We start from the raw sequence: 20,672 nt of genomic DNA, 5'->3' as shown, positions 1-20,672 counted from the left end.
TGCCGCAGGCTGCGATCTTTCCAGCGATGGACAAGGATTTTTCATAAGCAGGCTAATAAATCTGCTTTTCCCCCCATCGTCCGGGCTGCGAAACCGCTCCAGAATGAAGTATTGTTGTGCCCATCCAAAAAAACGTCAGAAGCCTTGAACCGTTTCGACGGTTGTTCAGTGATAGAGGGTGTCATGGGTAACGAAAGCATCAATTGGGACAAGCTGGGTTTTGACTACATCAAGACCGACAAACGCTATCTGTCGTACTTTCGCAATGGCGAGTGGGACAAAGGCACCCTGACCGAAGACAACGTGCTGCACATCAGCGAAGGCTCGACGGCCCTTCACTATGGCCAGCAGTGCTTCGAAGGCCTGAAGGCTTATCGTTGCAAGGACGGCTCGATCAACCTGTTCCGTCCCGACCAGAACGCCGCGCGCATGCAGCGCAGCTGTGCCCGCCTGCTGATGCCGCACGTGTCCACCGAGCAGTTCATCGAGGCTTGCAAGCAAGTGGTTCGCGCCAACGAGCGCTTCATCCCGCCATACGGCACCGGCGGCGCGTTGTACCTGCGTCCGTTCGTGATCGGCGTGGGTGACAACATCGGCGTGCGCACCGCGCCAGAGTTCATCTTCTCGGTATTCGCGATCCCGGTCGGCGCCTACTTCAAGGGCGGCCTGACCCCGCACAACTTCCAGATCTCCAGCTTCGACCGCGCCGCGCCACAAGGCACCGGTGCGGCCAAGGTCGGTGGCAACTACGCCGCCAGCCTGATGCCGGGCTCCCAGGCCAAGAAGGCGCACTTCGCTGACGCCATCTATCTGGATCCGCTGACCCACAAGAAAATCGAGGAAGTCGGTTCGGCCAACTTCTTCGGGATCACCCACGACAACAAGTTCATCACCCCGAACTCGCCATCCGTGCTGCCAGGCATCACCCGCCTGTCGCTGATCGAACTGGCGAAAACCCGTCTGGGCCTGGAAGTGGTGGAAGGCGACGTGCTGATCGACAAGCTGTCGGACTTCAAGGAAGCCGGCGCCTGCGGTACCGCTGCGGTGATCACCCCGATCGGCGGTATCAGCTACAACGACCACCTGCACGTGTTCCACAGCGAAACCGAAGTCGGCCCGGTCACCCAGAAGCTCTACAAAGAACTGACTGGCGTGCAGACCGGCGACATCGAAGCGCCAGCGGGCTGGATCGTCAAGGTTTGATCTGACGGCCAGTTGCACAAAAGCCCCTCATCAAGTGATTGATGGGGGGCTTTTTGGTTGTGAGGATCAAGATCAAAAGATCGCAGCCTGCGGCAGCTCCTACAGGAGATCTGTGTAGGAGCTGCCGCAGGCTGCGATCTTTTGATCTTTTGATTCTATTTCACCGCAATCCGCTTCCCGCCTCGCGCAGCGATCCCGCTGGCCTGCCCGTTCTGTTGCTTGCCCGTGCGCGCCTGGGTAATCAATCCGGGAATCAACTCCCCTTCCGGCAGATTCTTCCAGAAACGCACCGGCAAGTGCCCTTGCATGACCTTCTCGTTCAACCGCGCCGGGTTGAAGATGTGGCTGTAGTACGTCAGCCACAACTCCCCATGCGGATCATCGACGTTCTGCGCCAGTTGCTGCCATTCCAGCGGACATTGGCGTTGATGGATCAATTGCTCGCCATCGTAATAGACCCCGTCACGCGGGGTGGCGATCAACCAGCGATGCCGACCCATGCGCCCGATGAAATGCTCGCTGGCGCTGTGCAGGATGTCGTGGGCCGGCTCGTGCCATGCGACGTATTGCGGGCCCGGCTGATCCTGTGGGCGTTCGATGAAACGCACGAACGCATGCAAATGGTGGGCTTCGCGGTGTACCTGCTTGATGCGCCGCTGCAACTCGCTGCCGAATTTATCGCCGGCCATCATCGCTGTGCGGTCGCCGTGGCTGACCCGCCACAGCACTTCATACAACAGACTCCAGCGCTGGTCGCCCCGGTAGCGTGCGGCTTGCTCCAGGGTGTCAAGCAGTGCGCGGGGGATGCGTGCCTGAAACGGCCCCTGCCCCTCGGGTACCGAGACGTCACTGGCAAACAGATCGCTCACCCCTTCCGACGCCCAGCTCACCAGACTCGGGTCGACTTCATGGCTGAGCAGCCAGCGCGCCTGTTGGCGCCAGGTGTCGAACAGGTCGTCGCAATCGAGATTGATCATCCCCACAATCCCATCTGCTGCGGCTGCGGCCGGTCGCGCAGTTGCTGATAGAGCATGTGGCTGGTGACTTCGGCCTGCTGCGGGTGGTAGTCGCTGGTGATGATGAAGGGCTTGGCCTTGGCCAGCACACAGCGCATGCGCGCCACATCTTCGTAGCGGATGCGCCGTTGCTGGCGCAATTGCACCAGACGTTCGGTGGTGCGCAGGCCGATGCCCGGGATACGGGCGATCAGCGACGGCTCGGCGCGGTTCAGGTCCAGCGGAAACACTTCGCGATTCTGCAGCGCCCAAGCCAGTTTGGGGTCGATGTCCAGCGCCAGATTACCCGGCCCCTTGAGCAACTCATCAGCGTTGTAGCCGTAGCTGCGCAAGAGGAAATCGGCTTGATACAGACGGTGTTCGCGCATCAGCGGTGGCGCGGCCAGCGGCACGCTTTTCGGGCTGTCGGGAATCGGACTGAAGGCCGAGTAGTAGACGCGGCGCAAGCGGTAGTTGCCATACAGCGACTGAGCGCTGTGCAGGATCGTGCTGTCGTCGGTGTCATCGGCGCCGACGATCATTTGCGTACTTTGCCCGGCGGGGGCAAATTTCGTCGATCGCGGTTCGTTGAGCACCGTTTGCACGCCAGTGTAGATAGTTTTCATCGCTTGCTTGATCGAACCGATCTGTTTCTCCGGCGCCAGGGTTTGCAGGCTGGCATCGGTGGGCAGTTCGATATTGACGCTGAGGCGATCGGCATAACGCCCGGCCTCCTCGATCAATGCCGGATCGGCCTCGGGAATGGTCTTGAGGTGAATGTAGCCGCGAAACTCATGCTGTTCGCGCAACAGCTTTGCCACGCGTACCAGTTGCTCCATGGTGTAATCCGCCGAACGGATGATCCCCGAACTGAGAAACAGCCCGCTGACGCAGTTGCGCCGGTAGAAATCCAGGGTCAGCGTGACCACTTCCTCGGGGGTGAAGCGTGCGCGCGGCACATCGCTGGAGCGGCGGTTGACGCAATATTGGCAGTCGTAGAGACAGAAATTGGTCAGGAGGATTTTCAGCAGCGACACGCAACGACCGTCCGGCGTGTAGCTGTGGCAGATGCCCATGCCATCGGTCGAGCCCAACCCGCTCTTGCCCTCGGAGCTGCGCTTGGGCGCACCGCTGCTGGCGCAGGAAGCGTCGTACTTGGCGGCGTCGGCGAGAATGCTGAGCTTGTCGATGATTTGCATGGCGGAGACTCGATACTGGTTATGTGTACAGTATCGAGTCTATTGGATTGGCACAAGGTGCAAAACGGGATCAAAAGATCGCAGCCTTCGGCAGCTCCTACAGGGACTGGGCAGGGCCGAGAATTATCGGGTGTACGCGATTACTGTAGGAGCTGCCGCAGGCTGCGATCTTTTGACCTTCGCGTCTAACGGCAACTCAAGACCAAACCGCGTACCCATTGCCTTGCGCCCCGCCACGGTCAGTGTCAACGCCCGACTATCAAGATCCTGCGTCACCCACTTGCGTTTCAACGCCATCTGCAACAACGCCGCACCCAACGAACCGCCCAGATGCGGCCGACGCATGCTCCAGTCCAGGCACGGGCAAGCGAACTTGCGGCGCAAGGTACTCAAGTCCTGTACCTCAATACCCAAACCCACGAATAGCGCCTCGCCACTCTCGCTCAAGCGATAAGCCCGCTCGTCGGTTTCCACCAGCCATCCCGCCGCGAGCAAACGGTCATGCAGCAACACCGCCAGCGTGCCAGCCATATGGTCATAGCAAGTGCGCGCGAATTGCAGACGATCCGGGGTGTGCGGCTTGAAGCTCGGCACGGCGTTCTGGCCGATCACCATCAACGCTTCCAGCGCCTGCGCCACCCGTTGATCAGCGAGGCTGTAATAACGATGGCGGCCCTGCACGTGCAAGCGCACCAGCGACAGATCCTTGAGTTTGGCCAAGTGCGCGCTGGCAGTGGAGGCACTGACCTCGGCAACGGCGGCCAATTCAGTGCTGGTGCGGGCGTGGCCGTCCATCAGCGAGCAGAGGATTTTGGTGCGTGCCGGTTCGGCGATGGCGGCGGCCACCTGCGAAACGCCGATGTCTTGATGTTCTGCGTGCATATTTCGCTCCACGACGAATCGTCCTCGCTGCGAACTGAAGATACTCGCATCACTTTCCCGACGACAAGGTTGTGAACCATGGACCCGATCATCGCTGCGACGCATGCCGATCCCTACCCTTACTACGCCAAACTGCGCGCCGAGGGCGGACTGACCTTTGATCATGGATTGAAACTGTGGGTCGCCAGCAGCGCCCGAGCGGTGCGTGCGGTGCTGACGCATGCCGATTGTCGGGTGCGGCCGCTGCAGGAACCGGTGCCCAAGGCGATTGCTTCGGGGACGGCCGGCCAGGTATTCGGGCAGTTGATGCGGATGAACGACGGCGAACGTCAGCGCTGCCCACGCTCTGCGATGGAACCGGCGCTGCAGTTGATCGATGACGATCAGGTACGCGCATTGGTGGCAGCACGGCTGATGACCGCGGACGCGGACGGCTTATATAAGGCGATGTTTCGCGGCCCGGTGTGCGTAGTCGCGACGCTGCTCGGCTTCACCCCGGCGCAAGGCCGGGCGATCAGTGAGCTGACGGCGGATTTCGTCGCCTGCCTGTCGCCGTTGAGCAATGACCTGCAACTGGCGGCGGCGCATGCGGCGGCTGAGCAATTGCGCGGTTATTTCATCGAGTTGCTGGCTGAAGCCAACAGTGATTTGCTCCAGGCTATCGAGCAGCGATTCGCAGGGGACAAAGAAACCCTGATCGCCAACCTGATCGGTCTCTGCTCGCAGACATTTGAGGCGACTGCCGGGCTGATCGGCAATGCACTGATAGCGCTGCAACGTCAGCCCGAGTTACGTGGCGCCTCTGTGGACGCACTGTTGGCCGAGGTTCAGCGCGTTGATCCGCCAGTGCAGAACACTCGGCGCTTTGTCGCACAGGCTTGCGAAATCGATGGCGTGCGGCTCGAGGCTGGCGAGGTGATTCTGGTGCTGCTGGCCTCGGCCAACCGCGATCCCTTGTTAAATGCAGAGCCCGAGCGGTTTCTGCTGGATCGTCCTGACCGGCGCAGTTTCAGCTTTGGCAGCGGCCGGCATCAGTGTCCGGGGCAGACGCTGGCGCTGAGCATTGCCGCTGCGACTGTCAGAGAAATCCTTGATCAGGGTGTGAATCTGCAACAACTGACGTGGCATTACCGCCCATCGCTCAATGGGCGGATTCCACTGTTCAGCGCAATGCAGCCTTAAGCGCTGCGCAGCTCAATGGTCAGGTGCGAAAGCTCATGCACCGGCGCCAGCCGCTCGCGGATCGCCTCCGCCGTCACGCCCGCCGCCGCGACCACACTGACAATCGCCGCCCGCGCCTGCGGGCCGACCTGCCAGACATGCAGGTCGCTGATGCGCACGTCGTCCGAGATTTCCAGCAGTTCGCGAATCTCTGCGGCAACCGGTTCGTCGGTGGTGTCGAGCAGCACCGCAGCGCTGTCGCGCATCAGGTTGTACGCCCATTTCGCGATGACAATCGAACCGACAATCCCCATCGCCGGGTCCAGCCATACCCAACCGAGATAGCGCCCGGCCAGCAACGCGGCAATCGCCAGCACCGAGGTCAGGGCATCGGCCAGCACATGGACGTAGGCCGAGCGCAGATTGTTGTCGTGATGGTGATGATGATCATGACCGTGGTCATGCTGATGGCCGTGGTCATGGCCGTGATGGCCCATCAACAGGAAGGCGCTGAGGACGTTTACGCCCAAGCCGACAATCGCAATAACAGTGGCTTCGCCAAACGCCACGGTGGTCGGTTCGAACAAACGAAAAATCGACTCGCCGGCAATGCCCAGCGACACCAGCCCCAGCACCATCGCCGAAGCAAATCCGGCCAAATCGCCGACTTTGCCGGTGCCGAAACTGTAGCGGCGGTTGTTGGCATTGCGCCGGGCAAAACCATAGGCTGCCGCGGCGATACCCAACGCGCCGGCATGGGTCGCCATGTGGAAACCATCGGCCAGCAGGGCCATGGAGCCGGTGATGTAGCCGGCGGCAATCTCGCCGATCATCATCACGAACGTCAGCGCCACCACCCACAAAGTGCGGCGGGCGTTTTCGTCGTGAGATGCGCCGAGAAACTGGTGATCGTGGCTGAAACGCTCAGCGCTTGGGGTCAGGCTCATGATGCGGATGCTCTATTTGGAATAACGGCGGATGGCTTGCAACAGATCTTCGGCGCCCTGGGCGCGCTGTTCGTCGGTGAGGTCGGGATGCGCCACGTGCTCACGGGTGTGGGCCTCGATGAACTGCTCCATCAACCCGTTGACCGCCCCGCGAATCGCCGCCACCAGGTGCAAGGTCTTGGCGCAATCGGCATCGCCTTCCAGCGCTTTCTCCACCGCCTGCACCTGCCCGGCAATCCGCCGCACGCGGTTGAGCAACTCGTCTTTGTGTTCGTGAATGTGCGACATACCTATACCCCCTACCCCTATATGGCGCGCATAATCGCCGATGGCTTGGGCAATCGCAAGTTCGGTGAGCATTCAAGGGATGAACGGGAAACGGAAAGTGACTTCACTCCCACTGTGGGAGCGAGCCTGCTCGCGAAGGGGGTGGACCTGCTAGTTGCACGGCAGTCGAAATCCGGATCCGATCCGGATCGATGGGTCTTGGGGTCGCTTCGCAACCCAGCGGGAGCAAGCTCCCTCGCCACAAGGAAAACGGCGCAAAGGAGAATTTCACATGACCAATAAAACAGATGCCCACGTCGTCGCCGCCTAAGTCGCCATGGGCCTCAATGAGCGGGATCGGCACTGGGCGCAGGACGCGATGGCAATGGTGGCCTGAGTAATCGTGACGAGGGGGATCGCGAAGCGATACCTCAAGAAGGCCTGCTGCGCAGTCCATCGGGGATAAATCCCCTCGCCACAGGTTACATGGAAATTGATTGATCGGCGGTTGCCCGCCTCAATCCTCCCGCGTCAAAACCTCCAGCAACTCAATCTCAAACACCAGATTCGAATTCGGCGGAATCTTGCCCATCGTTCGTTCGCCGTACGCCAGATGCGCCGGCACCAGCAGTTTGCGCTTGCCGCCCACTTGCATGCCCATCAGCCCCTGATCCCAGCCCTTGATCACCCGGCCCGTGCCAATCACGCACTGGAAAGGTTTGCCTCGGCTGTGGGAAGAGTCGAATTCGCTGCCGTCTTCCAGCCAGCCAGTGTAGTGGGTGGTGATCAGTGCGCCTTTGACGGCGGCCTTGCCCTCGCCCACCTGGAGATCGATTACCTGCAGTTCATCATTCATGCCATTCACTCTATTGTTCAGCTGGCCGCCGTTTTCCCAGAAATGGCGTCTGTTCGCAACTCATTAACGAAGATTGGCGCTGTATCCGAAGTGACTGACAACCCATTAAGATAGCCAACCGCCATTACTTCACGGATCGATTGTTCATGCTGGCAGTTCCCGAATGACTGACCTCTGGATCAGCCTTGCCCTTGGCATTGTCATGCTTGGATTGATCGTCGTACTGATCTGGCGCGAGCGCGGTTTGCGCCAGCAACTGGACGAATACCGCGAGCTGCTGACCCGCGCCGCCGAACGCCAGAACATCCACCAGGACGGTGACGCCGAGCGTTTCAAACGCAGCCAATACTTCGCCCGCATCGGCACTTGGGATTGGGAAGTCGACACCGACCGGCTGTATTGGTCGGACGCGATCTACGGCATGTTCGGGTTCAAGATCGGCGAGATCACACCGTCTTATGCGCTGTTCTGCGCCTGCGTGCACCCGGACGACCGCGTCAGAGTGCGCGACGGTGAATTGCGCTGTCTGGATACCGGTGAAAACCACGACGAGGAATACCGCGTGGTCTGGCCCGACGGAACGATTCGCTGGCTGCGGGAAACCGGCAATGTGGTGCGCAACGACCACGATGCGGTGATCAAGATGATGGGTGTGGTGCGCGACATTACTGAGGAAAAAGCCTCGGCGAGCTACCTCCAGCACCTCGCCCACTTCGACCCGTTGACCGGTCTGCCCAATCGCCTGGTGCTTGAAGAGCGTTTATCCGAAGCACTGGAACAGGCGCGCCGCAGCCTGACCCGCGTGGCACTGGTGTTTATCGATCTCAATGGTTTCAAGGCGATCAACGACCATTACGGTCACGCCGCCGGTGACCGCGTGCTGATCACCACTGCGACGCGTCTGAAACGCATCCTGCGCGCCACCGACAACGTCGCACGGATTGGCGGCGACGAATTCGTGGTGATCCTGCAAGGCCTGGCCCCGAGCCTCAACCTGCAGGACGAAGCCCGCAGCATCTGCCAGAAAATTTTCATCGAACTGTCCCCGCCGATCAGCATCGGCAACGACCAGCGCCACATCGGCACCAGCCTTGGCGTCGCGGTATTTCCCGACCATGCGCCAACCATGGATCGGCTGTTGCACATTGCCGATCTGGCGATGTATGAGGCCAAGCGCAGTGGGAATAATCAGTATCGGTTGGGGGGCGAGAGCCCTGCGCGGCTGCACGCCCAGGGCCTTTGAGTCCGGGAATTTAGCGCTCGACAGGCTGCATCTCGACAATGGTGCCGTTGGTGATCATGACCATCACGTACTTGTCATTGATCTGCACCCACTGCGCCTGGTCGACCGGTGCTTTCAAGCCTTTCTGTTTCCAGTTTTTCAATGCCTTGTCGCTGCGCTGATATATGTCTGGAGCGCGGTCGTTGACCTTCAATTCACGGTCGCTGGTCGGCGATTGGACGGTGGGTTCGCTTGAGGTTTGCGCCGCTTGAACAAGTGGGCTGATCCCGGCAATGCCGGCGACGAGGGCCAGGCTGGCGATTAGGGTTTTGCTGTTCATCGGTGAACCTCCTTCAGATGTGTGATACCTGAACTCCGACTGCGGAGGACTGGAATCATTCCTTGTTTTTTGCGGGGACTGGACGGGGATTGTAGTTGTCTGTGAGGCCGCTATCGCTGGCAAGCCAGCCCCCACAGATTTTCTTGGTGTTGCAGGAACAGCGGGTACACCGCAAAAACGGTGGGAGCTGGCTTGCCAGCGATGGCGTCGGCACATTCAGCCTCTTAATGACCTGACACACCGCTTTCGCGAGCAGGCTCGCTCCCACAAGTAGGAGTGTTTCAGGGGATTGATCCGCTTTGCACATCAATCCATGCCAACAATGCAATTAACATCCTGTTACAGCTGCGCGACCATCCGCCGCAATAACAACCGTGCGCCGCTTCCACGTCGCGCACGTCATAAAAGCGGTGGAGATTTTTTCTATGACAGCCTCAATCCCACACGGCGGCTCGCGGGCCGGCGCCATTTTCCGGGTGACCTCGGGCAACTTCCTCGAACAGTTCGACTTCTTTCTGTTCGGCTTCTACGCCACGCAGATCGCGGCGGTGTTCTTCCCGGCGAGCAGTGAGTTCGCTTCCCTGATGATGACCTTTGCCGTATTCGGCGCAGGCTTTCTGATGCGTCCGCTGGGCGCCATCGTGCTGGGTGCGTACATCGATGACGTCGGTCGGCGCAAAGGGTTGATCGTCACCCTGTCGATCATGGCCAGCGGCACGATCCTGATTGTGCTGGTGCCCGGATACGAGACCATTGGTCTGTTTGCGCCAGCGCTGGTGTTGGTCGGACGGCTGTTGCAGGGCTTCTCCGCCGGTGCGGAATTGGGCGGTGTTTCGGTGTACTTGTCGGAAATCGCCACACCGGGCCGCAAAGGCTTTTTCACCGCTTGGCAGTCAGCCAGTCAGCAGGTCGCGATCATCGTCGCGGCAGCATTGGGCTATGCGCTGAACGCGTGGATGGCGCCGAGCGTGGTGGCCGATTGGGGCTGGCGGATTCCGTTTTTCGTCGGCTGCCTGATCGTGCCGTTCATCTTCCTGCTGCGCCGTAACCTGGCGGAAACCGAAGAATTCGCCGCACGCAAACACCGCCCGAGCATGAAGGAAGTGTTCCGCACCCTCGGCCAGAACTGGGGCGTGGTACTCGGTGGCATGTTGATGGTCGCGTTGACCACCACCGCGTTCTACCTGATCACCGTGTACGCGCCGACCTTCGGCAAAACCGTGCTGCACCTGAGCACTTCCGATGCATTGCTGGTGACCTTGCTGGTGGGCGTGTCGAACTTCTTCTGGCTGCCGATTGGCGGCATGTTGTCCGACCGCATCGGCCGGCGTCCGGTGTTGATTGCGATGTCGCTGCTGGCGCTGGCCAGCACCTACCCGGCGCTGTCGTACCTGGTGCAGGCGCCAAGCTTCAGTCACATGTTGCTGTCGCTGTTGTGGCTGTCGTTTATCTACGGCATGTACAACGGCGCGATGATTCCGGCGCTGACCGAGATCATGCCGGTGGAAGTGCGGGTGGCCGGCTTCTCCCTCGCCTACAGTCTGGCGACCGCGATTTTCGGTGGTTTCACCCCGGCGATGTCGACCTTCCTGATCCAGTACACCGGCGACAAGGCCGCGCCGGGTTACTGGATGAGCGTCGGCGCACTGTGCGCGTTGGGCGCCACGTTGTACCTCTATCGCCGCGCAGGCGGCCGTCTGCAACCGGTTGCCGCCTAAGGAGCAACACCTTGAAAAAACTGATCAATTTCACCGCCATCGCCCTCTTCGCGTTCAGCGCCCTGGCCCATGCTGAACAGCTGAACGTGATGACGTAGGGCGGCTTCACCGCGGCCTACAAAATCCTCGGCCCGAAATTCGCGGCGGCCACCGGCAACACCCTCGACACCCAGCTCGGCCCGTCGATGGGCAAGGCGCCGGAAGCGATCCCCAACCGCCTCGCCCGTGGCGAACACGCCGACGTGGTGATCATGGTCGGCTATGCCCTTGATGATCTGATCAAACAAGGCAAGGTCGACCCGGCCTCGCGGGTCGAACTGGCGGATTCGCGGATCGGTCTGGTAGTGCGTGAAGGCGCGCCGAAGCCGGACATCAGCAGCGTCGAAAGCCTGAAGAAAACCCTGCTCGACGCAACATCGGTGGCCTACTCCGACAGTGCCAGCGGCGTGTACATCGAGAAGGAGTTGTTCAACAAACTCGGCGTAGAAGATCAGTTGAAACCGAAAGCGAAAATGGTCCCGAAAGTCCCGGTCGGCTCGGTGGTTGCCACCGGCGATTACCAACTGGGCTTCCAGCAGGTCAGCGAATTGCTGCCGGTGCCGGGAGTGAGTTTTGTCGGCAAGATTCCTGAATCGGTGCAGTCGGTGACGCGTTTTGCCGCCGGCATCCCGGTCGGTGCGCAGCATCCAAAAGAGGCCAAGGCCCTGCTCGACTACCTCGCCGCGCCTGCCGCCCAGGCTGACGTGCAGGCCACCGGACTGGATTCGGTCAAGCGCTGATCGTCGGCGGCTGGACTTTCATTTCCACCACCAGCCGTTCCAGCTCCAGTGCTGCCGGGGTCAACGTGCGACCCCGGCGTTTGATGATGCCGACACTGCGCATCACTTGCGGATCGGTCAGCGGCACCCGGGTCAGGATCGGATGATCCGGCCCGGGCATCGCCATCAGCGGCACCGCCGCTACACCAAGCCCCGCTTCCACCAGACCAATCATCGTCGTCACATGCCGCGTCTCGCAGATGCTCTGGCGTTGCGGCACCACACGACTCAAGGCCTGATCGAGCAGAAACCGGTTGCCGGACGTCTTGTCCAGCGAGATGTAATCCTGCTGATAGAACTCGTCCCAGCTCACGCTGCTGCGCCCGGCCAACGGATGATCACGGCGACAGGCGACAACGTAGCACTCCTGCACAAGCGGTTCAAAATCGACTTTGGCATCCTGGGTGCCGATGAAGCTCAGACCGAAATCTGCCTCGCCATTGACCACCGCACTGAGCACGTCGTGGGCGCTGGAATCGAGGACTTTGACCTTGATCCGCGGAAACTGCTGGTGATAGCGGGCGACCACGCGCGGCATGAAGTAGTAGGCTGCCGACGGCACGCAGGCGACGGTGACGTGGCCCATTCGCGTCGAAGCGACTTCGCTGATGCCCAGCAACGCCACGTCCAGATCATCCAGCAAACGCTCGACGCTGGGCATGAAGCCGCGCCCGGCCTGAGTCAGGCTGACTTTGCGCGTGGTGCGTTCGAACAGTTTTACGCCGAGGGCGTCCTCGAGCTTTTCGATGCGTCGGCTCAAGGCCGGTTGTGACAGGCGCACGGTGTCGGCGGCCTTGCGGAAGCTGCCCTGTTCGACGACCGCGCGAAAAGCCTGCAGGTCGTTGAGATCGAAGTTGATGGCCATGGCGGACTCGGAAAGACTGATTCGCGAAGGCTATCAATGTAACCATTTGATGCAAATTATTACAGATTTACACTGGCTCACTGTAGGAGCTGCCGAAGGCTGCGATCTGTTGATCTTCAAAAACAAGATCAACAGATCGCAGCCTTCGGCAGCTCCTGCACGGGATCTTCGGTGGATCTTGAATCGTTTCAGCCTTTATCCTTGTCACCCCCCGCCGTACCGCTGTCAGGAGTCAACCCATGCCCCATGAAGGCAACCTGTTACAAGCCGCTGTCGTGTTTCTGTTCGCCGCAGTGCTCACCGTGCCCTTGGCCAAACGTCTGCAACTGGGCGCGGTGCTCGGTTATCTGTTGGCGGGGGTGATCATTGGCCCGTCGGTACTCGGTCTGATCGGTAATCCGCAAAGCGTCGCGCATATTTCCGAACTAGGCGTGGTGCTGCTGTTGTTCATCATCGGCCTGGAACTGTCGCCGCGGCGCTTGTGGGTGATGCGCAAGTCGGTGTTTGGCGTGGGCCTGGCGCAGGTGCTGCTGACAGCGGCGGTGATCGGCGTGCTGGCGCTGTATGTGTTCGGTCAGCCGCTGAACAGTGCAATTGTGCTCGGCCTTGGCCTGGCGCTGTCGTCCACCGCATTCGGCCTGCAGAGCCTGGCCGAGCGCAAGGAACTCACCAGCCCGCATGGGCGGCTGGCGTTTGCGATTCTGCTGTTTCAGGACATCGCCGCGATCCCGTTGATCGCGCTGGTGCCGATGCTCGCCGGTAGCGCGCATGCCACCAGCAACGCGGAAAGCCTGAATCACGGTTTGCAAGTACTCGGCGGGATCGCCGTGGTGGTGGTCGGTGGGCGTTATCTGTTGCGTCCGGTGTTCCGCGTGGTGGCAAAAACCGGTCTGCCGGAAGTGTCTACCGCCACCGCATTGCTGGTGGTGATCGGTACGGCGTGGCTGATGGATCTGGTCGGCGTGTCGATGGCCCTCGGGGCTTTCCTCGCCGGTCTGCTGCTGGCGGACTCCGAATATCGGCATGAACTGGAAGCGCAGATCGAGCCGTTCAAGGGCTTGCTGCTCGGGCTGTTTTTCATCAGCGTCGGCATGGGCGCCAACCTGAGTCTGCTGCTGAGTGCGCCGATCACCGTGCTGGGCCTGACGCTGTTGCTGATCGGCTTGAAGTTGCCGCTGCTGTTTGTGGTCGGGCGCCTGGCTGGTGGGCTGACCAAGGTCAGTGCGATTCGCTTGGGCATCGTGCTCGCCGCCGGCGGTGAATTTGCCTTTGTGGTGTTCAAGATCGGGCGCGATCAGGGCCTGTTCGAACCGCGCCTGTATGACCTGCTGGTGCTCACTATCACCCTGTCGATGGCGTTGACGCCGTTGCTGCTGTTGATCTGTGCGCGGCTGGTCAGCCCGAAAGTGCAGCCGGTGGAAGTACCGGAGAAATTCCGCGAAATCGATACCGAAGCACCACGCGTGGTGATCGCCGGCATGGGCCGGATGGGCCAGATCGTGGCGCGGATTCTGCGGGCGCAGAACATCAAGTTCGTAGCGCTGGACACCTCGGTGGAAACCATCGAACTGTCGCGCAGTTTTGGCGGCGTGCCGGTGTTCTACGGCGACCCGATGCGCCCGGAAATCCTCAATGCGGCAAAGGTTGGTGAGGCGGAATACTTCGTGATTGCCACGGACGATCCGGAAACCAACATCAAGACCGCCGAGATCGTGCGCAAGCTGTATCCGCACATGAAGATCATCGCCCGCGCACGTAACCGTCAGCACGTGCACCGCTTGGTGGATGTCGGCGCCGAGCCGATTCGCGAGACCTATTACTCCAGCCTGGAAATGAGCCGCCGCACCCTGGTCGGGCTGGGTTTGACCCAGGCCCAGGCCGATGCGCGGATCAAGCGCTTCAAGCACCACGACGAGCAGGTGCTGGAGGCGCAGCACGCCGTTTACGACGACGCAGCCAAAGTCCTGCAGACCGCTCAGGAAGCCCGCGCGGAGCTGGCGCGGCTGTTCGAATCGGATCAGTTGGAAGAGGAAGCGCGCAAGGTCTGACCTCCTTGCACAGATCCAAACTTCAGGCCGACAGCACTGACGCCTTCGCGGGCAAGCCCGCTCCCACAGGTTTTGTGAACGACCGAAAACCCTGTAGGAGCTGCCGCAGGCTGCGATCTTTTGATCTTGATCTTAAAAATCAAAATCAAAATCAAAAGATCGCAGCCTGCGGCAGCTCCTACAGGGGATTGGATCAGGCCAGCTCTAACTCCAGCTCTTGCTTGACCGGTGCCACCTCAAACCGATCTGCCAGGAACGGTGTGATATCCAGCGGCAGCGCTTCCTGGTTGACCAGTTTGTCGAGCAGCACCCCGGTAATCGCCGAGGTCAGGATGCCGGTGCGGAAGTGTCCGCAGGCATTCAGATACCCCTCCACCCCACGCATCGGCCCGAGAATCGGCAGTTCATCCGGCGAGCCCGGACGCAATCCGGCCCAGGTGCGCTTGAGGTTGACGTCCTTGAGTTCCGGCAGGCAGCGCACCGCGCCCTGCACCAGTCCGGCGATTTCCGGGTAGGTGGTGGTGACGTCGAAGCCTTTGTCTTCGGTGGTGCTGCCGATCAGGATCTCGCCGTTGTCCTTCTGCGCCACATAGCAGTCGCTGGTAGTCAGACAACCGTTGAGGATTTTCGGCATGCGTTCGGTCAGCAGGATCTGGCCCTTGACCGGCTTCACCGGGATCCGCACACCGGTGGCCCATTCGCTCAAATCCGCCGCCCAGGCGCCGCCGGCGTTGATCAGGGTTTTGCAGTGGAACACGCCCTCTTCGGCCGTCTGCACGCCGGTCACGCGGCTGCCGTGGTGCAACACGCCAGTGACATTGGTATTGACGAAGATGTCGACGCCATTCTGCCGCGCACCTTCCATGTAGGCATCGGCGAGACGGAACGGGCTGACCTGGTGGTCGCAGAGAAATTCCAGTGCCCCACGAGCCTCATGGCTGACGCTCGGCTCGGCTTCGCGCAATGCAGCCTGATCGAGCCAGCGCACCTGATCGGCCAGATGCGGAATGCAGCTGACAATGTGTTCGGCGTAGAGCCGGTCTTCGTCGTCATAAATGACGAACTTCAGTCCGGTCTTTTCAAACTTGAAATCCATCCCGTGCTTGTCCTTCAGCTCGCGATGCAACGCCGGGTACAGCGCGTTGGATTGCAAGGCGAAATCGAAGAACGACTCCGGCAGGATATGCGGCGTGCTGGCGTCCACCGCCACGGCCGCGCCCTGGGTTTCGCGTTTGCGGTTGGCCGACATCATCCGGAAGAAAATCACCCCGCAGCCCAGTCCCACCGACTCGCCGATGGCCCACAAGCCGCCGGCCGAAGCGCGGGTTGCGTTGCCCGGGCGTTTGGCGTCGATCAACGCCACTTTGAGGTTCTCGCGCTTGGACAATTGATAGGCGCAGGACGCCCCGATCACGCCGCCGCCGGCAATGATCACGTCATAGAACTTACTCATGGGAAACGGCCTCCGTGCCGCCGGACTGGAACGCGGAAAAAGGAATCGGATCGATCGGGAAACGCGGGCGCAACCAGCCGACGTCCTTGCGCCCGGTTGCCTGGCGCAGGCGATCGCTGCAGTAGCCGACGCACATCCGGCCCTGACAATCGCCCATGCTGACGCGGGTGCGCATCTTCAGGCTGGCGATGTCCTGCACACCTTGCTCCAGCGCCAGATCAATGTCCGCGCGGGTCGCATGTTCACAGCGGCAGATCACCGTATCAGCAGCCGGCAAAGCGGTCTGGCCGACACCGCGTTCGGTGTAGCGGTCGACAGCCGCACGAAAGCGCACGATGGATTTGAGTTTGCCCAAGTAACGGTCGCGGCGTACCCGAGCCAGATCCTCTTCGATAATCCCGCGTTGCAGCAGGATCGAGGTGGCAGCGATTCTGCCGGCGAGCATCGCCGCTTCACCGCCGCGAATGCCGCCCATGTCACCGGCCAGGTGCACATGCGGCTCGTTGCTTTGTTGCCAGCTGTTGGCATTGGCGCGCAGGTAACCGTCGTCGCTGAAACCGTGGTCGAGGCCCATCTGCTGACTGAGCTGGGTGCGCGGGATAAAACCGTAACCGACCGCCAGGGTCTGGGCTTCGAAGCGCTCGATGCGTGTCAGGTCCGGCTCCCAGGCGGCCGAGTACGGTGCCACGCTGACGCTTTTCAGCTCGCCGTCGCCGTGAGCTTCGACCACGCCCCAGCCGTAGTTCATCGGGATGCCGTGCAGTTTCAGGTAAGCGAGCATGCTCAAACCATCGAGGAACAGCTGCGGCTTGTTCAGCAACGCCAGGCTTTCGCGGGCGATCTTGCCGAAGGCGCAGGCTTCGTACACACCCGCGACCTTGACGCCGGACGCGTGCAGCTGCGTGGCCACCAGCGGCAGCAACGGCCCGGTACCGGCGATGACCACCGGTCCCTGCGGCTTGACCACGCCACTTTTGATTTGCAGTTGCAGGCCGCCGAGCATGATCACGCCCGGCAGGGTCCAGCCGGGAAACGGCACGCTGCGTTCGTGACAACCGGCGGCCAGCAGCAATTGCGGATAATCGATCTCATGCAGTTGCTCATCGCCATCCAGCACCACCAGGGCACGGGTGCCTTCGGCGCCGACCACGCGGTGATTCAGGCGCACGTCAATCAGCCCGGCCTGTTGCTGAAAGTCACCGTGCAGTTTGCTCAGGGCTTCGGAATAACGTGGCCCGAGGTAATCCAGTTGCACGCCGTCACGCAACGGCCCGCGATAGACCACCCCACCGAGGCGCGAAGCCTCTTCGAGCAAGGTACAGCGCACGCCATGGCGCGCCAGTTCGATGGCCGCCGCCATCCCCGCCGGACCACCGCCGACGATCACCGGTTGCAGGCTCATACAACCTCCTGCTCGTTGATTCGGTTGACCTGGGTTTCAATCCGCATACCGTCGCGCACCACCGTCTGGCAGGCTCGGCGCTTGTGCCGACCGTTGATTTTCACCAGGCAGCACTGGCACACGCCCATGCCGCAATAGGCGCCGCTGATCTGGTCATGATCGTTACGTGCGACCTGGCGCACACCGAGGGACTGGATAACGCTGAGGACCGTTTCACCGATGGCCGCGCTAACCGGTTGGCCGTTGATGTGGACAGTCATATCCGCCTGGGTCAGCGGCTGGATATCAAAGGTGCGTTCGAGGCAGTGCATTACGATGTTCATCCGTGAAAAGTTTCAGGGGGAGTTCTACGTCAGCTCCTTGCTGCACTCTGCCTGGCGACCCGTTGTGGTTATTGGTGGGGGCTGCCGGGCTACTCCATGAGCGCAGCAAATTGCGCACCGGAGCACTGTAGTCGATACCGCAACAAGGGCCTGGATCTTTTAAGTTAGGTGATATTTCAAGGGGAAATATTGATCCAGATCGGTGAAATCTCGAGCCGGGTGAAAAACCCTTGAGGTATCAGTGTTTACCGCTGAGCAGCCCCTGCTCCGCCTCGCACAGCCCCACCACATAATCCCAGACCACCCGCAGCCGCACCGATTTGTGCAGCTCGCGCCGGGTGCTGATCCAGTAACTGCGCTCAATACGCTCCTCCGGCAGCAACAGCCGCAGATCCGGATCCGACGCCGCCATATAGCAGGGCAACACAGCAATCCCCAGGCCCGAGCGCGCCGCCTCCTGCTGGGCGATCACGCTGGTGCTGTGGAATACAACGCGCGGGCTGCGGCAGAAACTGTTGAGAAACATCAGTTCCTGGCTGAACAGCAGATCATCCACATAGCCGATCCACGCATGCCGGGCGAGGTCTTCGCGACTCTGTAGCGGCGGTGCCTTGTCGAGGTAGGCCTGACTGGCGTAGAGCGCCAACCGATAGTCCGTGAGTTTGCGCGTGACCAGCATGTCGGCAGCCGGGCGTTCGAGGTGGATGCTGATTTCCGCCTCGCGGTTGAGGATGCTGACGAACCGCGGCACGGCCACCAGCTCCACCTCCAGGCCGGGATAGCGTTCGAACAGGCCGATCATGCGGCTGGCGAGAAATTTGATACCCAGCCCTTCCGTGACGCCGACGCGGATCTTGCCCAGCGGCGCGGTGGATTGGGTGATTTCTTCCTGGGCCAGCAGCGCGACGTTTTCCATGGCTTCGGCGTGCTTGAGCAGCGCCTCCCCCGCTGGGGTCATTTCGTAGCCTTGGGCATGCTGGACGAACAGTGCGGTGCCGAGGCTCCTTTCGATGGCCTCGATGTGCCTGGCGACGGTGGCGTGAGTGGTGTTCAGGCGTCGGGCGGCCGTGAGCAGGCGGCCGCTGCGTTGCAACTCCAGAAAAAACCGCAGGTCGTTCCAGTCGAACATGGGGTGTCCTTGTCAGCCAGGGTCAAGCCAGGCTGTTCGAAAACGCACAGCGGCTGGGTAAAAACTAACATTCTTTTAACGAAAGCTAACAACTAGAGTGTCGGACAATAAAAACAAAAAGCGAGGTCAGGGAATGCAGACTTCCCTTGATGAATACGACTACATCGTGGTCGGTGCCGGACCTGCCGGCTGCCTGCTGGCCAATCGATTGTCGGCAGACAAGCAGCAGCGGGTGTTGCTGCTCGAAGCCGGCGGACGCGACAACTATGCGTGGATTCACATCCCGGTCGGCTATCTGTTCTGCATTGGCAACCCACGCACCGACTGGTGCTTCAAGACCGAAGCCCAACCCGGCCTGCAGGGTCGCAGCCTGAGTTACCCGCGCGGCAAAGTGCTCGGTGGCTGCTCCTCCATCAACGGCATGATCTACATGCGCGGCCAGGCCGGCGACTATGACGGCTGGGCGGCCGAGGGCAATCCGGGCTGGGCCTGGAACGACGTGCTGCCACTGTTCAAACAGAGCGAAAACCACTTTGCCGGCGCCGCTGAATTTCACGGTGCCACGGGTGAATGGCGGGTTGAGCAACAGCGGTTGTCATGGCCGATTCTCGACGCGTTTCGCAGCGCCGCGCAGCAGAGCGGCATCGCCAGCATCGATGATTTCAATCAGGGCGACAACGAGGGTTGCGGCTACTTTCAGGTCAACCAGAAGGCCGGGGTGCGCTGGAACGCGGCCAAGGCTTTTCTCAAACCTGTTCGCGAGCGGGTCAATCTGACGGTGCTGACCGGGGTTGAAGTGGATCGCGTGCTGCTGGAAAACGGTCGCGCATCGAAGGTCAGCGCGCGTCACGAAGGTCAGGTGAAATGCTTCAAGGCGCGCAAGGAAATCATCCTCTGCGCCGGTGCCGTCGGTTCCCCGAGCATTCTGCAGCGCTCCGGAATCGGCCCGCGGCCGTTGCTGGAACACCTCGGCATCGGCGTGATTCATGAGCTGCCGGGGGTTGGCGGCAACCTGCAGGATCACCTGCAATTGCGCCTGATCTACAAACTGCAAAACGCCCGCACGTTGAATCAGATCGCCGGCAGCCTGTGGGGCAAGATGGGCATGGGCCTGCGTTATCTGTATGACCGCAGCGGGCCGCTGTCGATGGCGCCGAGTCAGTTGGGCGCGTTTGCCCGATCAGGGCCGGAGCAGACTTCAGCAAACCTTGAATACCACGTGCAACCGCTGTCGCTGGAGCGCTTTGGCGAGCCGCTGCACAGTTTCCCGGCGTTCACCGCGTCGGTCTGTGATCTGCGTCCGCAGAGCCGTGGGCGGATCGATATCCGTTCGACGAATCCTCAGGACGCGCCGCTGATTCAACCGAACTACCTCAGCCATCCGGAAGATTTGCGCGTGGCCGCCGATGCGATCCGCCTCACCCGCCGCATCGTCAGCGCCCCGGCCCTGCAAGCGTTCAAACCGGTGGAATATTTGCCCGGCGACAACCTGCAAAGCGAGGAGCAGTTGCACGAAGCGGCCGCGCGCATCGGCACGACGATTTTCCATCCGGTCGGCACCTGCCGCATGGGCAATGACGCTGACGCGGTGGTCGATGCGCAACTGCGCGTGCATGGCGTACCCGGCCTGCGCATCGCCGACGCCTCGATCATGCCGCGCATCACCTCGGGCAATACCTGTTCGCCTACGCTGATGATTGCCGAGAAGGCGGCGCAGATGATCCTCAACCCACCGATCAGGACCTGCACACCCACTCCCGAACTGGCCCACACCCTGTAGGAGCTGCCGCAGGCTGCGATCTTTTGCCTATGGCTTTTACAAGATCAAAAGATCGCAGCCTGCG

At 61.1% G+C, this 20,672-nt stretch carries 18 protein-coding genes and 1 pseudogene; 7 read left to right on the top strand and 12 right to left on the bottom strand.

The features are described 5' to 3' along the window. The first annotated feature begins 183 nt into the window (after window positions 1-183). Entirely contained in the window at window positions 184-1,203 is a 1,020-nt protein-coding gene (locus tag AB1J88_RS04280) for a branched-chain amino acid aminotransferase (protein ID WP_041073345.1), read from the top strand. 155 nt (window positions 1,204-1,358) lie between these two features. Here AB1J88_RS04280 and AB1J88_RS04275 read toward each other — a convergent pair whose 3' ends face one another. The 3 genes from AB1J88_RS04275 to AB1J88_RS04265 form a co-directional block, all read right to left on the bottom strand. Further along, the gene (locus AB1J88_RS04275) at window positions 1,359-2,180 is read right to left on the bottom strand and encodes a TIGR03915 family putative DNA repair protein (protein WP_430290312.1); all 822 of its coding nucleotides are present in this window, start codon (window positions 2,178-2,180) and stop codon (window positions 1,359-1,361) included. Beyond that, complete coding sequence (locus AB1J88_RS04270) at window positions 2,177-3,397, bottom strand: putative DNA modification/repair radical SAM protein (RefSeq protein WP_430290310.1); 1,221 nt, start codon at window positions 3,395-3,397, stop codon at window positions 2,177-2,179. Before AB1J88_RS04270 ends, AB1J88_RS04275 begins: the two co-directional genes overlap by 4 nt. A gap of 123 nt (window positions 3,398-3,520) precedes the next feature. Beyond that, window positions 3,521-4,279 (bottom strand): ArsR/SmtB family transcription factor, encoded by a 759-nt coding sequence (locus tag AB1J88_RS04265; RefSeq protein ID WP_430290309.1) that lies wholly within the window; start codon window positions 4,277-4,279, stop codon window positions 3,521-3,523. A gap of 78 nt (window positions 4,280-4,357) precedes the next feature. Between AB1J88_RS04265 and AB1J88_RS04260 the strand changes: the two genes are divergently transcribed. Further along, entirely contained in the window at window positions 4,358-5,461 is a 1,104-nt protein-coding gene (locus tag AB1J88_RS04260) for a cytochrome P450 (protein ID WP_430290308.1), read from the top strand. Here the strand turns inward: AB1J88_RS04260 and dmeF are convergent. From dmeF to AB1J88_RS04245, 3 genes are all read right to left on the bottom strand, one after another. Further along, complete coding sequence (gene dmeF / locus AB1J88_RS04255) at window positions 5,458-6,387, bottom strand: CDF family Co(II)/Ni(II) efflux transporter DmeF (RefSeq protein WP_430290307.1); 930 nt, start codon at window positions 6,385-6,387, stop codon at window positions 5,458-5,460. The genes AB1J88_RS04260 and dmeF overlap by 4 nt on opposite strands. A gap of 12 nt (window positions 6,388-6,399) precedes the next feature. Then, a complete protein-coding gene (locus AB1J88_RS04250; RefSeq protein WP_003223990.1) occupies window positions 6,400-6,675 on the bottom strand; it encodes a metal/formaldehyde-sensitive transcriptional repressor in 276 nt (91 codons plus the stop codon). A 496-nt stretch (window positions 6,676-7,171) separates the two neighbouring features. After that, window positions 7,172-7,510, bottom strand: a complete 339-nt coding sequence (locus AB1J88_RS04245) for an FKBP-type peptidyl-prolyl cis-trans isomerase (protein WP_222019037.1) — start codon at window positions 7,508-7,510, stop codon at window positions 7,172-7,174. Between the two features lie 163 nt (window positions 7,511-7,673). On the opposite strand from AB1J88_RS04245, the gene AB1J88_RS04240 reads away from it, so the two are divergent. Continuing rightward, a complete protein-coding gene (locus tag AB1J88_RS04240) occupies window positions 7,674-8,753 on the top strand; it encodes a diguanylate cyclase domain-containing protein (RefSeq protein WP_430290306.1) in 1,080 nt (359 codons plus the stop codon). Between the two features lie 10 nt (window positions 8,754-8,763). On the opposite strand, the gene AB1J88_RS04235 is transcribed toward AB1J88_RS04240, so the two are convergent. After that, the gene (locus AB1J88_RS04235) at window positions 8,764-9,072 is read right to left on the bottom strand and encodes an RcnB family protein (protein ID WP_027613230.1); all 309 of its coding nucleotides are present in this window, start codon (window positions 9,070-9,072) and stop codon (window positions 8,764-8,766) included. 425 nt (window positions 9,073-9,497) lie between these two features. Here AB1J88_RS04235 and AB1J88_RS04230 point away from each other — a divergent pair, with 425 nt between their 5' ends. Next, window positions 9,498-10,790, top strand: a complete 1,293-nt coding sequence (locus AB1J88_RS04230) for an MFS transporter (RefSeq protein WP_041073363.1) — start codon at window positions 9,498-9,500, stop codon at window positions 10,788-10,790. 11 nt (window positions 10,791-10,801) lie between these two features. Next, window positions 10,802-11,569, top strand: a pseudogene (locus tag AB1J88_RS04225) (substrate-binding domain-containing protein). Here the strand turns inward: AB1J88_RS04225 and AB1J88_RS04220 are convergent. Continuing rightward, a complete protein-coding gene (locus AB1J88_RS04220; RefSeq protein WP_108183033.1) occupies window positions 11,559-12,473 on the bottom strand; it encodes a LysR family transcriptional regulator in 915 nt (304 codons plus the stop codon). The pseudogene AB1J88_RS04225 and the gene AB1J88_RS04220 sit on opposite strands and share 11 nt — an antisense overlap. 239 nt (window positions 12,474-12,712) lie before the next feature. On the opposite strand from AB1J88_RS04220, the gene AB1J88_RS04215 reads away from it, so the two are divergent. Beyond that, window positions 12,713-14,521, top strand: coding sequence for a monovalent cation:proton antiporter-2 (CPA2) family protein (locus AB1J88_RS04215; protein WP_041073369.1), 1,809 nt, complete (start codon window positions 12,713-12,715; stop codon window positions 14,519-14,521). A gap of 193 nt (window positions 14,522-14,714) precedes the next feature. On the opposite strand, the gene hcnC is transcribed toward AB1J88_RS04215, so the two are convergent. The 4 genes from hcnC to AB1J88_RS04195 all read right to left on the bottom strand — a co-directional run bounded on the left by hcnC (window position 14,715) and on the right by AB1J88_RS04195 (window position 18,828). Further along, the gene (gene hcnC / locus AB1J88_RS04210) at window positions 14,715-15,974 is read right to left on the bottom strand and encodes a cyanide-forming glycine dehydrogenase subunit HcnC (protein WP_430290305.1); all 1,260 of its coding nucleotides are present in this window, start codon (window positions 15,972-15,974) and stop codon (window positions 14,715-14,717) included. Further along, entirely contained in the window at window positions 15,967-17,376 is a 1,410-nt protein-coding gene (hcnB, locus tag AB1J88_RS04205) for a cyanide-forming glycine dehydrogenase subunit HcnB (RefSeq protein ID WP_086792647.1), read from the bottom strand. The genes hcnC and hcnB overlap by 8 nt, the downstream gene beginning before the upstream one ends. Next, a complete protein-coding gene (locus AB1J88_RS04200) occupies window positions 17,373-17,687 on the bottom strand; it encodes a (2Fe-2S)-binding protein (protein ID WP_041073555.1) in 315 nt (104 codons plus the stop codon). The genes hcnB and AB1J88_RS04200 overlap by 4 nt, the downstream gene beginning before the upstream one ends. A 250-nt stretch (window positions 17,688-17,937) precedes the next feature. Beyond that, window positions 17,938-18,828 (bottom strand): LysR family transcriptional regulator, encoded by an 891-nt coding sequence (locus AB1J88_RS04195; RefSeq protein WP_041073375.1) that lies wholly within the window; start codon window positions 18,826-18,828, stop codon window positions 17,938-17,940. A gap of 133 nt (window positions 18,829-18,961) precedes the next feature. Here AB1J88_RS04195 and AB1J88_RS04190 point away from each other — a divergent pair, with 133 nt between their 5' ends. Further along, window positions 18,962-20,608 carry a GMC family oxidoreductase gene (locus tag AB1J88_RS04190; RefSeq protein WP_430290304.1) on the top strand — a complete coding sequence of 549 codons (1,647 nt, stop codon included), beginning with the start codon at window positions 18,962-18,964 and terminating at the stop codon, window positions 20,606-20,608. The last annotated feature ends 64 nt before the right edge of the window (window positions 20,609-20,672 follow it).

This window comes from Pseudomonas sp. S8, assembly GCF_050473925.1.
Taxonomy (GTDB): Bacteria; Pseudomonadota; Gammaproteobacteria; order Pseudomonadales; family Pseudomonadaceae; genus Aquipseudomonas; species Aquipseudomonas parakoreensis.
The sequence above is the reverse complement of the archived record's forward strand: the minus strand, read 5'-3'. Positions and strand labels throughout refer to the sequence as shown.

Bases quoted from the DNA above. Each gene is read 5' to 3' on its own strand.
- hcnB (WP_086792647.1), bottom strand. From the start codon at position 17,376: ATGAGCCTGCAACCGGTGATCGTCGGCGGTGGTCCGGCGGGGATGGCG.
- AB1J88_RS04200 (WP_041073555.1), bottom strand. From the start codon at position 17,687: ATGCACTGCCTCGAACGCACCTTTGATATCCAGCCGCTGACCCAGGCG.
- hcnC (WP_430290305.1), bottom strand. From the start codon at position 15,974: ATGAGTAAGTTCTATGACGTGATCATTGCCGGCGGCGGCGTGATCGGG.
- AB1J88_RS04280 (WP_041073345.1), top strand. From the start codon at position 184: ATGGGTAACGAAAGCATCAATTGGGACAAGCTGGGTTTTGACTACATC.
- AB1J88_RS04230 (WP_041073363.1), top strand. From the start codon at position 9,498: ATGACAGCCTCAATCCCACACGGCGGCTCGCGGGCCGGCGCCATTTTC.
- dmeF (WP_430290307.1), bottom strand. From the start codon at position 6,387: ATGAGCCTGACCCCAAGCGCTGAGCGTTTCAGCCACGATCACCAGTTT.
- AB1J88_RS04190 (WP_430290304.1), top strand. From the start codon at position 18,962: ATGCAGACTTCCCTTGATGAATACGACTACATCGTGGTCGGTGCCGGA.
- AB1J88_RS04250 (WP_003223990.1), bottom strand. From the start codon at position 6,675: ATGTCGCACATTCACGAACACAAAGACGAGTTGCTCAACCGCGTGCGG.
- AB1J88_RS04240 (WP_430290306.1), top strand. From the start codon at position 7,674: ATGACTGACCTCTGGATCAGCCTTGCCCTTGGCATTGTCATGCTTGGA.
- AB1J88_RS04235 (WP_027613230.1), bottom strand. From the start codon at position 9,072: ATGAACAGCAAAACCCTAATCGCCAGCCTGGCCCTCGTCGCCGGCATT.
- AB1J88_RS04195 (WP_041073375.1), bottom strand. From the start codon at position 18,828: ATGTTCGACTGGAACGACCTGCGGTTTTTTCTGGAGTTGCAACGCAGC.
- AB1J88_RS04215 (WP_041073369.1), top strand. From the start codon at position 12,713: ATGCCCCATGAAGGCAACCTGTTACAAGCCGCTGTCGTGTTTCTGTTC.
- AB1J88_RS04260 (WP_430290308.1), top strand. From the start codon at position 4,358: ATGGACCCGATCATCGCTGCGACGCATGCCGATCCCTACCCTTACTAC.
- AB1J88_RS04245 (WP_222019037.1), bottom strand. From the start codon at position 7,510: ATGAATGATGAACTGCAGGTAATCGATCTCCAGGTGGGCGAGGGCAAG.
- AB1J88_RS04265 (WP_430290309.1), bottom strand. From the start codon at position 4,279: ATGCACGCAGAACATCAAGACATCGGCGTTTCGCAGGTGGCCGCCGCC.
- AB1J88_RS04270 (WP_430290310.1), bottom strand. From the start codon at position 3,397: ATGCAAATCATCGACAAGCTCAGCATTCTCGCCGACGCCGCCAAGTAC.
- AB1J88_RS04275 (WP_430290312.1), bottom strand. From the start codon at position 2,180: ATGATCAATCTCGATTGCGACGACCTGTTCGACACCTGGCGCCAACAG.
- AB1J88_RS04220 (WP_108183033.1), bottom strand. From the start codon at position 12,473: ATGGCCATCAACTTCGATCTCAACGACCTGCAGGCTTTTCGCGCGGTC.